The organism is Oerskovia sp. Root22 (assembly GCF_001429135.1).
Classification (GTDB): Bacteria; Actinomycetota; Actinomycetes; order Actinomycetales; family Cellulomonadaceae; genus Oerskovia; species Oerskovia enterophila.
Map to the genome: position 1 here is coordinate 53448 of NZ_LMIL01000014.1, position 13023 is coordinate 66470.

The following is a 13023-nucleotide window of genomic DNA, read 5'->3' on the forward strand; positions in this document are numbered from 1 at the left end:
ATCCGTCGTCCCTACCGGGGCTCGGCCGCAGGGACCGCAGCGGGCAGCGCCGCGGCGACCTGCGCCTGGAGCTCGGTGATGATCGTCTGGGCCCGTGCCGCGCCGATCGCACCGGCCGCGATGCCCGTGCTCACGAGCGAGACCCGCACGATCGAGCCCGAGTCGCCGAGCGCGAACGTGCTGACCTGGATCTTCAGGTGCTGGCTGGCCTTGCCCGCGAACGCACCGAACAGCAGGGTGACCCAGCGGGTGCCCCGCTCGCCGTCGGCGCTGTGCGTGCCCGTCGGGGTGAGCCGGACGCCCGCCTCGGTGAGGGTCGCGTGGGCGATGTCGCGCGCCGCGTCCGGGTGGGCGGAGGTGTGGAGGTCGAGCGTGGAGGCCATGGTCTTCCGTTCGTCGTGGCCGAGCGCCCGACCCACAGGCAGGGCGGGCGCGTCCGAGGACGACGACGAGTATGGCGGCAACCGGTCGTGGTGAACAGCCCCGTCCGTCGACGGGATCGACGGCAGTCCTGACGGACGGACGGCCGGGGGTACGGGCCGGTCGGCCTCGCCGGCGGGCCGGGCTTGCAGGCCCGTCAACCGACGGGCGCGGTGACGGCCCGTGCCCCGAACACCGCGGTCCCCACGCGCACGATCGTCGCGCCCTCGGCGATCGCCGCCTCGAGGTCGCCGCTCATGCCCATCGACAGCTCGCGCGCCTCTCCCGTCCCCGGGGCGCCGCTCGCGAGCACCTCGTCACGGATCTCGCGCAGCCGCTCGAACCCGGCGCGCACCAGCGCGGTGTCGGGGGAGTTCGCCCCGATCGTCATGAACCCCGTGAGGCGAAGACCCTCCAGGGTGGCGACCTGACGGGAGAGGTGCGCGGCGTCGTCGGGCCCCACCCCCGCCTTGGACTCCTCGCCCGACACGTTGACCTGGACCATGACGTCGAGCGTGCGGCCCTCGCGCGCGCAGCGGCTCGCGAGCGCCTCGGCGAGCGCGAGCGAGTCGACCGACTCGACACCCGTGGCCGTGGCCAGGACCTGGTTGACCTTGTTGCGCTGCAGGTGCCCGATCATGTGGACCCGGACGGAGCCGTCCGCGACCAGGTCGGCGAGGTCGGGGGCCTTGGCGACGAGCTCCTGGACGCGGTTCTCGCCGATCAGCGTCGCGCCCGCGGCGACGACCGCGCGGACCGCCGCGGCGTCCTGCGTCTTGGTCGCGACGAGGAGCTGCACTTCTTCCGGGGTCCGGCCCGCGGCCAGGGCTGCGGCGTCGATGCGCGCGCGGACCGCGGCGTAGCGGTCGGCGATGGTCGGGGTCGTGCCGAGAGGGGAGTCGCCGGGGGCGGAGCGGTGGGAGGACACGCGAGCAGTCTAGTTTTCGGCGGGCGCGCGCCGGGCCGGGGAGAGCCCTGCCCGACGGCGTCGCGCGCCCCGGGCGGACCGGTCGCGGCGTGCCGTGGGCCGGGCCGTCGCGGGGCTGCGCCCGTCGTGTGGCGCGGCCGGCCCGACCACGTGGCCGGGCTGGGGGAGAATCGGGGCATGAACGCGATCCTCAACGTCATCTGGCTGATCTTCGCGGGCCTCTGGCTCGCGCTCGGCTACGTCCTGGCCGGCATCATCTGCTGCATCCTCATCATCACCATCCCGTTCGGGATCGCGAGCTTCCGCATCGCCGGCTACGCGCTGTGGCCGTTCGGGCGGACGGTGGTCGACAAGCCGACGGCCGGCGCGTTCTCCACGATCGGCAACGTGATCTGGGTGATCTTCGCCGGGATCTGGCTCGCGATCGGGCACGTGATCACCTCGATCCCGCTGTTCGTCTCGATCATCGGCATCCCCATGGGCATCGCCAACCTCAAGATGATCCCCGTCTCGCTCCTGCCTCTGGGCAAGCAGGTCGTGCCGACGAACGCGCGCTTCGGCGCCTGAGGCGTCAGGATCGGGTGGGGCCGCCGACGTCGACGGTGACCTGACGTGACGACGACGGGAGAGCCGTGCGGGGTGGGAGCGGAGTCGAGGGGGTGCGTCCGAGCTTGAGCCTGCGACGCACCTGGTGGCGCGTGCTCGACTACGCCAGCGTGCTCCGTTGGCAGGCCGCGGGCATCACGTCCCGGGTGGACCCCGACGACCTGCGCGCCCCGGCACAGCCGGTCGGTCCGCCCGTCGTGCTCGTCCCAGGCGTGTACGAGTCGTGGCACTTCCTCCTGCCGCTCGCCACCCTGCTGCACGAGCACGGCGTGGCCGTCCACGTGCTCCCCGAGCTCGGCGACAACCGCCGGCCCGTCGCCGCCGGGGCCGCCGTCCTCGGCCGCTACGTCCGCGAGCACGACCTGCGGGACGTGGTCGTCGTCGCGCACAGCAAGGGCGGGCTCATCGGCAAGCTCGCGATGGTGCGCGACGACCCCGACGACCGGATCGCGTCGATGATCGCGATCAACACGCCCTTCGCCGGCTCGGCCTACGCGCGCTGGTTCGTCGCGCCCGCGGTCCGCGCGTTCATCCCGAACGACGCGACGATCGTGGCGCTGTCCGCCGAGCGGGCCGTGAACGAGCGCATCACCTCGGTGCACAGCCGGTGGGACCCGCACATCCCCGCGGGCAGCTTCCTCGACGGCGCGCAGGACGTCGTGCTCGACACCGCCGGCCACTTCCGCCCGCTCGCCGACCCCCGGCTGCACGCGCTGCTGCTCGAACGGATCGTCGGGGCGTAGGGCTTTCCGCGGGCGGTCAGTCGCGGGGGAGCTGCAGGACGCGGGTCAGGCCGGGGGAGTCCGGGTCGTCGACGATCTCGACGCCGTCCAACCAGGACCCGATCACGTGCGCGAGCTCACCGGGGTGGCTGAAGTTGATCGCGTGCGCGGCCCCCTCGATGAGGGCGACCGTGGTGTTGTCGCCCGCGAGGCGTCCCACCTCCCGCACGCGCGCAGGCGGCGGCATGAGCGGGTCCCTGCTGCCGATGACCGCGAGCGTGGGCACGGACGAGGTGATGATGCGCTCGAGCGAGGGGAACCGGGTCAGCTCGCTGAACAGGTGGAACGTGTTGATCGGCCCGAACTTCACGTAGTCCGGGACCGCCACGCGCGCCATCTGCCGGCTCTCGCGCGGACCGTCGGCTGCGAGCTGCCGGATGGCCCGCCCGAGGCCCTGGTTGTGCACACCCCCGGCAGGGGACACGAGCACGATGCGCTCGACCCGGTCCGGAGCGCTGTGGGCGACCTCGAGGCTGATGGGGCAGCCCATCGAGTTGCCGACCAGGACCACCTTCTCGAGCCCGAGGGCATCGAGGATCTTGACGAGCGCGTGCGCGAGGGCAGGGATCCCGAGCGTGTAGTCCCACCGTTCGCTCTTGCCGTATCCCGGCAGGTCGGGGACGACGTTCGTGGCCCGCGCGGCGAGCACCCGGGCCGTGGGCATGAGGTATGAGCCGGAGATCGCGAAGCCGTGCACGTGGACGATCGGCAGGGCGTCAGGGACGTCGGCGCTGCGCCGGTAGAACACGGGGTGCCCCTCGACGTCGACGGTTCCCTCGGTCCATCCCTCGCCATTCGCGACCATGAGACCGATCGTGGCACTGCGGCCCTGCGGGGGCCACCGGTGCGGGTCGGTTGCCAGGCACTGCCCGGTCGGTCGCCGAGTACGAGGTTGCGGTCGTCTCGGTGCCCGGAACGACCACAACCTCGTGCTCGGCGAGACAGGGCCCCTGTCGGGTCCCGTCGAGCCTCGCGGTCAGCGAGCCGTGAAGAAGCTCGGTTCGCCCCACCAGGCTACTTCGAGATGCGGCCAACGGGGGCCGTCACGCCACCGTGAACCCCCCTTGGCCGCAGCTCGATCGCTGCTCGTCTTGATCGCGGTCGGTGCGAGAGGGGAGCCGGATCCATCTCGCTCTTCGGGGCGTCGACGACGACCTCCCGGTCACGTGCAGTAGTGCGGGCTCTCTCCGCAGACGACCCCCTGGATCATGTACGCCACGAAGGCGAAACCGGCGACGATCACGGCGATCGCGCACAGGAGCAGGATCACGCCCACCACGATCAGCACGATCGAACCCGTGCTCAGCTTCCGGGAAGGTGGAGACGGCGAGGCCTGGACAGGCTGCGAGTGCTGAGTCCACTGCTGCCCGTCGAACCAGCGCACCCGCTGCGGGGCGTACGGGTCGCGGTACCAGCCAGGCTGGTGGGTCACGATGTCCTCCTCGGCTGCGGTGCCGTCATCCGCGCGTGGGTGCGTGGCGTCGACCGTGGTGAGAGGGCCGGACGCTCCCGGCGCGGCTGCCTCTTCCCGTGCCGAGGCTACCGGGTCGACACGACCAGCCAAGCTGTCAGAAGCACGCCTGGGCATACCCCGGTGCGCTTCTGACAACCAAGCTGAGGTCAGCGTGTGAACGCCAGCGCCCAGGTCTCGGGCCCGCGCTCGAGGTAGTCGACCGCGAACGTGCCCGGCCACCGTGCGTCGACCTGCGCCAGGAGCGGCAGCGGGTCGTGCGGGGCGAGGAGCACCATGCCGGCGCCGGGCGCGACGCCCTCGAGCGCCCCGAAGATGGTCGCGTGCCGGATCGCGTGCGGCACCGCGCGGGCGTCGAGCACCGGGAGGTTGCCGGCGTCGTCGTGCCCGCCGCAGCCGCACGAGTGGCCTGCGGGTTCGGCGGGGGCATCATCCATGGCCGCCGCGGCCACCCCCTCCGAGGCGCCACCGCAGCCCCCGGCACCGCCGCCGCAGCCGCAGGCGCCGCCCGGCTCGCCACCCGCCGCAGCCTCCCCGGCCTCCCCGTGGGAGTGCCCGCCGAGCAGCTCGTGCATCCCGTCGAGGACGCCGGCGAGCGAGACGTCGGAGGACAGGGCGAGCAGCGGCAGGATCTGCTCGTTCTCCTTGGTCATGTGGGTCTCGAAGAGCACCTGGAGCGCGCGGGCGTGGGCTGCGGCGCGGACGGGGGTGGTCGCGCGGTCGAGGGCGTCGACCAGCTCGCCGATCACCCCGTGCTCGGCGATCATCGCGTCGACCAGGAGCCGGGCGTGCTCGTCGCGGTGCGCGTGGGGGTACATCGCGGCTTCCTCGGCGAGCGCGTGCGGCAGCAGGTCGGTCCGCGTCCAGTCCACGAGGCGGCGGTGGGCGCCGGTCGTGGCGGTGCCGGACTCGACGGCCTGGACCAGCGCCTCGACGAGCAGCCCGAGGGTCCCGTTCATCTCGGTGTGGTGGGCGACGACGGCCTCGACGGCGCGTGAGTCTTCGGCCGACGTGGCCAGGACGATGCTGCTCATGACGTGAGACCTCCGGGAGCGGTGGGAGTGGTTCTCCAACGCGCCAAACATTAGTACACTTTATTCCGTGGAAAATACGCAGCCTGCTGGACGGGCAGAGCACCCCGCGCCCCCGCGCCCCGGGTACGGCCCGCCGCTCGTGCGGCGCGCGGTCCGCCCCGCGCGGCTCTCGAAGGCCCGGCTCGCGGTCCTCGACGTCCTCGCGTCCCAGCCCGAGCCCTGCTCGGTCAGCTCGGTCGCGACCGCGCTCGACCAGCACACCAACACCGTGCGCGAGCACCTCGAGGGCCTCGTCGAGGCGGGGCTCGCGACGAGCGAGAGCGCCCCGGCGCACGGCCGCGGCCGCCCGGCCCGGCTCTACGCCGCGGTCACCGAGTCGCCGACGACCGCAGGAGCCGCCGAGTACGCGGGCCTGGCCTCGGCGCTCGCGGCCCAGATCGCCCGGTCGAGCGCCGACCCCGTGGGCGACGCGCTCGCCGCGGGCCGCGCCTGGGGCGCGGAGCTCGTCGGAGACGTCTCGGGTCCGGGCACGGTTCCCGACGGCGCCTCGCACCCTGCGAGCGTGGGTGGCACAGGGCGCGGGAAGAGCGCGCCGGACGCGCGCAGTGAGTCCAGCGGGGGACCCGACGACGTCGGGCACCCGGGCAGCGCGGGCGACGGTCCAGGGGCCCCCGAGAAGGGGAGACCCGGCCGAGGTGCTGATGACGCCGCGAGCGCCGCGCGCCACGAGGTCGTCGACCTGCTGGATCGCCTGGGGTTCGCCCCTCGGCCCGACGACGACGCGGCCTCGGTCGCGCTGACCCGCTGCCCCTTGCTCGAGGCCGCGTACCGCAACCCCGAGGTCGTGTGCGCGGTGCACCTCGGCCTGGCGCAGGGAGCGCTCGAGCGGCTGGGGGCCCCTCGCGAGGGGACGTCCCTGCTGCCCTTCGCCGAGCCGGGCGCGTGCCGCCTGCACCTGCGCCCCGCGGACGGACCCCCGGAAGGGACCCTGGACCGGCCCGTGCCGGAGGCCGAGGCCACCAGCACCCCCGGCCACGCCGACAGCTCGCACCGCTGATGCGCCGCGTCGTCTTCGTGCTGCCGGCCGGCCTCGCGCTCCTCGCGGGGCTCGACGCGGCGCTCCTGCTGCTCGGCCTGCCGGCCCCGCTCACGACCGAGCGCCTGCCCCAGATCCACGGCGTGCTGCTCGTCCTGGGCTTCGTCGGCACGGTGATCGCTCTCGAGCGCGCCGTCGCGCTGCGCACGCGGTGGGGCTTCGCGGCCCCGGGGCTGCTGGGGGCAGGCGCGCTGGCTCTGCTCAGCCCGGCCCCGCTCGCAGTGGGCCAGATGCTCCTCGTCGCGGGCTGCGGCGCGCTGTGCCTGGTCTACGTCCCGCTGTGGCGGCGCCAGCACGACGACGCGGTCCTCGTGCAGCTCGTCGGCGCGCTGCTCGCGACGGGCGGGGCGCTCCTGTGGCTCGGCGGCGTGGGCGTCGCCGACGTGCTGCCGTGGCTCGCGTGCTTCGTGGTGACCACGATCGCGGGCGAGCGGCTCGAGCTCGCCCGGATCGCGTTCCTCGGCCGGGGCGCGGGCCTGATCCTGTGGGTCTGCTGGGCGCTCGCGGTGGGGTGCGTGGCGACCCTGCTGTGGCCCGCTGCCGGCTACGTCCTGCTGGGTGCGGCCGTCCTGGTGCTGTGCGGCTGGCTCGCGGTGCACGACGTCGCCCGGCGCACCGTCCGCTCGACGGGGCTCGCGCGCTACATGGCGGCGTGCCTGCTCGCGGCGTACGCGTGGCTCGCGGTCGCCGGGGCGATCTGGCTCCTCGCGGGGCGCCAGGTCACGGGGCCCGGGTACGACGCCGTGATCCACGCGGTCTTCCTGGGCTTCACGATCTCGATGATCATGGCCCACGCGCCCGTGATCCTGCCCGCGGTGCTGCGCGTGCGGCTGCCGTACACGCCCCTGATGTACGGCCCGGCGTCGCTCCTGCACCTGGGCCTGCTGGTCCGCCTGGGGCTGGGCGACGCCCGGGACCTGCCCGTGGCCCACCAGGTCGGCGGCATCCTCAACGTCGCCGCGCTGCTCGCGTTCGTGGTGCTCATGCTCGGGGTCGGGATCCGCGCGCGCTTCGCGCCCGCCCCCGGGACGCGGCCGCGCGACGCCGTCGGGCCTACGCCTTCCCTGCTCGAGGAGACCGCTCCGTGAAGCTCGACCTGTCCCCGGCTGCGCCTCCCGCGCCCCTGAGGCCCCTGACCGACCGCTCCGCCTGGCACCTGCGCGCCAACGCCCCCGTGGTCGCCTGGCTCCTGGCGACCGTGGTCGTCGCCGTGGGCCACCGGTGGATCTCCGCGTCGCCCTGGCTGCTCGTGCACCTGCTGCTGCTCGGCGCGGTGACCAACGCGATCTGCGTGTGGAGCCAGCACTTCACCGACGCGCTCCTGCGCCGCCGGATCACGCCCGCCTCGCGGCGCTGGCAGGTCGCGCGCCTGGTGCTGCTCAACGGCGCGGTCGCCGCGACGGTCGCGGGCATGGTCACGGCGACGTGGGTCGTGACGCTCGTGGGGGCCGTCGGCGTGGGCGTCGCGGTCGCGGCCCACGGCACGGCCCTGTGGCTCCAGTCACGGCGGGCGCTCGCGGCCCGCTTCGCGATCTGCGTGGGCTTCTACGTCGCGGCGGCCTGGCTCCTGCCGTTCGGGGCGGGGCTCGGTGCGACGCTCGCGCGCGGCCTCGACGAGGGGTGGCGCACGCGGGTCGTGCTCGCGCACGCGGGCTTCAACCTGCTGGGCTTCGTGGGCCTCACGGTCATGGGCACGCTCATGACGCTGTGGCCGACCATGCTGCGGACGAAGATGGCCGACGACGCTCCCCGCGCCGCGCGCACGACGCTCGCCCTCATGCTGGTTGGCCTGGCGGGCGGGGTGGCCGCGGTCCTGGCGGCCTCGCCGCCCGTCGCGGCCGTGGGGTTGGCGACGTACCTCGCGGGCATCGTTGTCTCGGTGCGGCCCATGGTCACGGCGGCCCGACGGCGTCCGCCCGCGACCTTCGCGACGTGGTCGGCGGCCTGCGCGCTGGCCTGGCTGGTGGGGTCGCTCGCGACGCTGGTCGGCGTCCTGGCGCTGAGCGGGACGTGGGAGACAGCGGCCGCACGGGTCGGGATCGTGACCGTGCCGCTCGTCGCGGGCTTCGCGGCCCAGGTCCTGCTCGGGGCGCTGACCTACCTGGTGCCCGTGGTCCTGGGCGGCGGTCCCGCGGCGGTGCGCTCGACCACGGCCGTGCTCGAACGCGGGGCCGTGCTGCGGGTCGTGCTGTTCGACGGAGCGCTCGCGCTCTTCGTCCTGCCCGCGCCGAGCCTGGTGCACGTGCTCGCGTCGCTGACCGCGCTCGGCGCGCTCGTGGCCTTCCTCCCGCTGCTCGTCGGGGCCCTGCGCGTCCACCGCCGGGCCCGGCGCACGCCGTTCGTGCCACCGACCGCCGAGGACGTCGCGGCGGCCCACGCCCTGGGGCAGGACCTGCGCGCGCGGTCCGTCGACGCCCGCCAGGGGCCTCCCGTGGAGGCCGTGACCGGACCGCGTCGCAAGGGGCTGGCCGTGGCCGCGCTGAGCGTCCTGCTCCTGGTTGCAGCGGGCGGCGTGGCCCTGGACCCGGCCGCGCTCGGCACCGGGACGGGAGCCTCGCCGACCGAGGCCGGTGCGTCGGGTGTCGTCGTGCCCACGGGGCGCACGACGACCGTCGAGGTCGAGGCCCGCGACATGCGCTTCTACCCCGCGACGATCGAGGTGCCCGCCGGGGACACCCTGGTGCTCGTCGTGACCAACACCGACTCCACGGTCCACGACCTCGTGCTCGACACGGGCGCGACGAGCGGGCGGCTCGCCCCGGGGGCGACCGAGACGTTCGAGGTGGGGGTCGTGGGCCGCACGGTCGACGGGTGGTGCAGCATCGTGGGCCACCGGCAGATGGGCATGGTGCTGACGATCGAGCCGGTGGGCGGTTCTGTGGGCGGGACGAGCCTGGCCGACGGCGGTGCCGACCCTGCCGGAGCCGGCGCCGGCGCCGGCGCCGGCAGCGACAGCGAGGCCGAGCACGACGGCATGGCGGGCATGGACCACGGCCCGGTGGGCTCGGGCGACGCGTCGGGCGCCCCGAGCGCCGCGACGGACCTGGACTTCATGGCGGCCCCGGGCGACGACTTCGTGGCGCGTCCGGCCGAGCTCGCGCCCGCGAGCGCCGAGACCGTGCACCGCGTGCGGCTCGCCGTCTCCGAGCTCGTGACCGAGGTCGCGCCCGGGGTGACGCAGACGCTGTGGACGTTCGGCGGCACGGCCCCCGGTCCGACGCTGCGCGGCAAGGTCGGCGACCGCTTCGAGATCGCGCTGGTCAACGACGGCACGATCGGGCACTCGATCGACTTCCACGCCGGGGCGCTCGCCCCCGACCGGCCCATGCGCACGATCGCGCCGGGCGAGGAGCTCACCTACACGTTCACCGCGACCATGTCCGGGGTGTGGATGTACCACTGCTCGACCATGCCCATGTCCGCGCACATCGCGAACGGCATGTTCGGCGCGGTCGTGATCGACCCGCCGGACCTGCCCGCGGTCGACCGCGAGTACCTGCTCGTCCAGTCCGAGTACTACCTCGGACAGCAGGGTGGCGAGGTCGACATGGACCGGCTCGCGACGGGCGATCCCGACGTCGTGGCCTTCAACGGCTACGCCAACCAGTACGACGCGGCGCCGCTCCCGGCCCGGGTGGGCGAGCGCGTGCGCGTGTGGGTGCTCGCGGCGGGCCCCAACCGGGGGACGGCGTTCCATGTCGTGGGCGGCCAGTTCGACACGGTGTTCAGCGAGGGCGCCTACCGGCTGCGTCCCGGCAACGCCGAGGCGGGCGGGTCGCAGGTGCTGGGGCTCGCGGTCGCCCAGGGCGGCTTCGTCGAGCTCGCGTTCCCCGAGGCGGGGCGCTACCCGTTCGTGACCCACGCCATGATCGACGCCGAGCGCGGGGCGCACGGGTTCTTCGCGGTCACGGGGTAGACGGCCGGGGTGGTGAGCGGGACGTAGGGTGTCATCGGTCCGCCCGTACCGATCACCCGCCGGAGGCAGCATGCACGTCCAGACCCCGAGCCCGCTCGCGTGAGCGGCGTGCGGGTCGGTCGCTGCGAGCAGTGCGGCGCCGACGTCCAGTGGCTGCCGTGCTACGACGGCCGTCGTCGGGCCTTCGCGCTCGACGAGGTCCGCAGCGCCCACGCGGGGGACGAGGTGCGCTGGTTCCTGACGTCGAACCGGGGGGCCGTGCCCGGGACGCAGCTCGCGTACTCGCCGACCATGCCGTTCCGGGTGCGTCACGTGTGCCAGCGTCAGCCGCAGGGATACGGCGAGGAGACGCTCGACAAGGCTGCAGCCCTGCGCTCGGCCCCGCAGGTGCGCGAGTTCCAGGTGCGCCCGCCCTACCGGTTCGGCTACCGGTGGGAGTCCGAGTGGGGCCACATCGTGCACCCCGACCGGGGGCTGTGCGGGGCCAAGGTCATCGGCGAGATGACCCCGCGCGAGGCCGAGCGCCTCCCGACCATGCCGATGTGCAAGGAGTGCGTGAAGCGGTACTCGCGCCGCCACCCGCACGACCAGGTGCGCCGCCCGCCCGAGCCTGCCTGAACCCGCCTGACGCGCCGCGCGCCCCGATTGCTCCCGCCTGCCCAGCCTGCCCCGCCCGTCCCGAAGGAGCGCCCGTGCCGCCCTACGACCTCGACCACCGGCTCGTCGTCGGCGTCGCCTCGAGCGCGCTGTTCGACCTCTCGACGTCCCAACGCGTCTTCGACGAGCAGGGCATCGACGCCTACCAGGCCTACCAGGACAGGTACCGCGACCGCATGCTCCGGCCCGGTGTCGCGTTCGAGTTCGTCCAGCGGCTCCTGAGCCTCAACGACCTGTCTCCCGCCGCGGGCGACCCGCTGGTCGAGGTCTTCATCCTGTCCAAGAACGACCCGTCCACGGGCCTGCGCGTCATGAGCTCGGTCGCGGCCCACGGGCTGCCCATCAGCCGGGCGATCTTCACGCAGGGCGTCGCGCCCTACGCGTACATCCCCGCGCTCAACATCTCGCTGTTCCTCTCGGGCGACGCGGGCGACGTGCGCACGGCGACCACGCTGGGACACCCGGCCGGGCAGGTCCTGGGGAGCGCCGCCGTCGGGCAGGGCGCCTCGTCCGGCCCGACGGCGCAGCGCACGCCCCACGCTCGCGTCGCCCCGGGCGACGCACCGGTCACGGTGGAGCCGGCGGTCCAGACGGTCGAGGCGGCCATGGCGACCGGGGTGGCCGTGATGGGCGACGCGACCGCCGACATCTCCGAAGAGAGCACCGCCGACGCCGAGGTCGGCGAGCTGCGCGTGGCGTTCGACTTCGACGGCGTGCTCGCCGACGACAGCGCCGAGCGCATCTTCCAGTCGGGCGGGCTCGAGCAGTTCCACCAGTACGAGAGCGCGCGCAAGATCACCGAGCACCACGCTGGACCGATCCTCCCGTTCCTGCGCGCGCTGAGCACCATCCAGCGACGCGAAGAGCAACGGGTCGCCGAGGACCCGGGCTACCGTCCCCGCGTGCGCGTCTCGATCGTGACGGCCCGCAGCGCGCCCTCGCACGAGCGGGCCGTCAACACGCTGCGCTCGTGGGGCGTCACGGTCAACGACGCGTTCTTCCTGGGCGGCGCGGACAAGGGCCGGGTGCTGCGCGTCCTGCGGCCGCACATCTTCTTCGACGACCAGCGCGGGCACCTCGACCCCGTGGCGCGCGAGGTCGCGAGCGTCCTGGTGCCGTATGGCGTGACGAACGAGGTGGCGCCACCCGCGCCCGAGGTCCCGGCGCTCGTCCCCGCCGGCTGAGGGAGCACCGTGCCCTTTCTCGCCCCGCTCCCGGACGACCCCGACCGGTGGACCACAGCCACGACGGTCGACCTGCGCCAGCTCCCCGTGACGGGCCGCTGGAAGGTGTGGTTCGAGGTCCTCACCGCGTTCGGCCACAGCTCGCGGCCCGCCGACGAGCAGACGGCGGACGGCCCGGTCTGGCGGCGCGCGAGCGTCGAGCAGACCGTGCCCGCGGGACTCGTGACCGACCTCGCGTCGGTACCCATGCCGCTGTGGGGCGTGATCGCGAGCTACGGCCGCCAGACGCTCCCGGCGATCCTGCACGACGCGGCCTCGCGGGAGCTCGCCACGTCCGACGCCCCGGCGAGCGCTCGTCGAGCGGCCCGCCGAGACGCCGACCACCTCTTCCGCGAGACGCTGCGCCAGTCGGGGACGGGTGCCGTGCGTCGCCTGCTCATGTGGGCCGCGGTCCGGCTCTTCGGGCACCTCGGTCTCGCGATCACGTTCCTGCTGTCCGTGGTCGCGGGGCTCGCGGCGCTCTGCCTGGGCGCCGCCGGAGCCGGGACGCCGTGGGTCCTGGGCGCCGGGACCGTCGCAGGGGGCGCGGCCGCCGCGCTGCTCGTCCAGGCCGTGCTGCTCGGCGTCGAGAGCCGACCCGCCCCGGACGGGAGCCGTCCACGGTGGGTGCCCGGCGCCGTCGGGAGCCTGCTCGGCGCGGCCGCGACCGGCTTCGTCGCGCTGCCGTTGCTGCTCCCGCTGATCGTCCTCACGACCGTCGCCGAGCTCGTCGTGGGCGCGGGAGAGGGCGGCCGCGGCGGCGTCCGGGCGCAGGGCGTCGCGACCGCCGGGCTCCCGGCCACGCGCATCACCTACACGTCGCCCGGGTGAACTCGCCCGCGCAGGTGGTGCGCGGTACGAACCGCCCTCCCACGCGACCGTAGGCTTCG

Annotated in this window: 13 protein-coding genes; 8 read left to right on the top strand and 5 right to left on the bottom strand. The window is 74.4% G+C overall.

Features of this window, described 5'->3' with window-relative positions; genetic code table 11:
* Positions 1-11: 11 nt before the first annotated feature.
* Positions 12-383, bottom strand: a complete 372-nt coding sequence (locus ASE15_RS19760) for a hypothetical protein (protein WP_056654500.1) — start codon at positions 381-383, stop codon at positions 12-14.
* A gap of 194 nt (positions 384-577) precedes the next feature.
* Entirely contained in the window at positions 578-1348 is a 771-nt protein-coding gene (locus ASE15_RS19765) for a YggS family pyridoxal phosphate-dependent enzyme (RefSeq protein ID WP_082618628.1), read from the bottom strand.
* 177 nt (positions 1349-1525) lie between these two features.
* On the opposite strand from ASE15_RS19765, the gene ASE15_RS19770 reads away from it, so the two are divergent.
* Both ASE15_RS19770 and ASE15_RS19775 read left to right on the top strand, forming a co-directional pair.
* Entirely contained in the window at positions 1526-1915 is a 390-nt protein-coding gene (locus ASE15_RS19770; RefSeq protein ID WP_056765422.1) for a YccF domain-containing protein, read from the top strand.
* A gap of 104 nt (positions 1916-2019) precedes the next feature.
* On the top strand, positions 2020-2697 hold the full coding sequence (locus ASE15_RS19775; RefSeq protein ID WP_235534594.1) for a triacylglycerol lipase: 678 nt from the start codon (positions 2020-2022) through the stop codon (positions 2695-2697).
* Positions 2698-2713: 16 nt separating this feature from the next.
* Here ASE15_RS19775 and ASE15_RS19780 read toward each other — a convergent pair whose 3' ends face one another.
* The 3 genes from ASE15_RS19780 to ASE15_RS21900 all read right to left on the bottom strand — a co-directional run bounded on the left by ASE15_RS19780 (position 2714) and on the right by ASE15_RS21900 (position 5241).
* Positions 2714-3541 carry an alpha/beta fold hydrolase gene (locus ASE15_RS19780; protein ID WP_056654507.1) on the bottom strand — a complete coding sequence of 276 codons (828 nt, stop codon included), beginning with the start codon at positions 3539-3541 and terminating at the stop codon, positions 2714-2716.
* Between the two features lie 357 nt (positions 3542-3898).
* Positions 3899-4168 (bottom strand): DUF2510 domain-containing protein, encoded by a 270-nt coding sequence (locus tag ASE15_RS21105; RefSeq protein ID WP_056654509.1) that lies wholly within the window; start codon positions 4166-4168, stop codon positions 3899-3901.
* 188 nt (positions 4169-4356) lie between these two features.
* On the bottom strand, positions 4357-5241 hold the full coding sequence (locus ASE15_RS21900) for a DUF2249 domain-containing protein (RefSeq protein WP_056765428.1): 885 nt from the start codon (positions 5239-5241) through the stop codon (positions 4357-4359).
* A 67-nt stretch (positions 5242-5308) separates the two neighbouring features.
* On the opposite strand from ASE15_RS21900, the gene ASE15_RS19795 reads away from it, so the two are divergent.
* The 6 genes from ASE15_RS19795 (at position 5309) to ASE15_RS21290 (ending at position 12964) form a co-directional block, all read left to right on the top strand.
* Positions 5309-6298, top strand: a complete 990-nt coding sequence (locus ASE15_RS19795) for a metalloregulator ArsR/SmtB family transcription factor (RefSeq protein ID WP_082618630.1) — start codon at positions 5309-5311, stop codon at positions 6296-6298.
* Positions 6298-7425: a hypothetical protein gene (locus tag ASE15_RS19800; protein WP_082618631.1), complete on the top strand. Its 1128-nt coding sequence runs from the start codon at positions 6298-6300 to the stop codon at positions 7423-7425. Before ASE15_RS19795 ends, ASE15_RS19800 begins: the two co-directional genes overlap by 1 nt.
* Entirely contained in the window at positions 7422-10253 is a 2832-nt protein-coding gene (locus tag ASE15_RS19805) for a multicopper oxidase domain-containing protein (RefSeq protein ID WP_235534596.1), read from the top strand. Before ASE15_RS19800 ends, ASE15_RS19805 begins: the two co-directional genes overlap by 4 nt.
* Before the next feature lie 99 nt (positions 10254-10352).
* A complete protein-coding gene (locus tag ASE15_RS19810) occupies positions 10353-10871 on the top strand; it encodes a hypothetical protein (RefSeq protein ID WP_056765433.1) in 519 nt (172 codons plus the stop codon).
* Between the two features lie 74 nt (positions 10872-10945).
* Complete coding sequence (locus ASE15_RS21640) at positions 10946-12094, top strand: 5'-nucleotidase (protein ID WP_056765436.1); 1149 nt, start codon at positions 10946-10948, stop codon at positions 12092-12094.
* A gap of 9 nt (positions 12095-12103) precedes the next feature.
* The gene (locus tag ASE15_RS21290) at positions 12104-12964 is read left to right on the top strand and encodes a DUF1353 domain-containing protein (RefSeq protein ID WP_056765439.1); all 861 of its coding nucleotides are present in this window, start codon (positions 12104-12106) and stop codon (positions 12962-12964) included.
* The last annotated feature ends 59 nt before the right edge of the window (positions 12965-13023 follow it).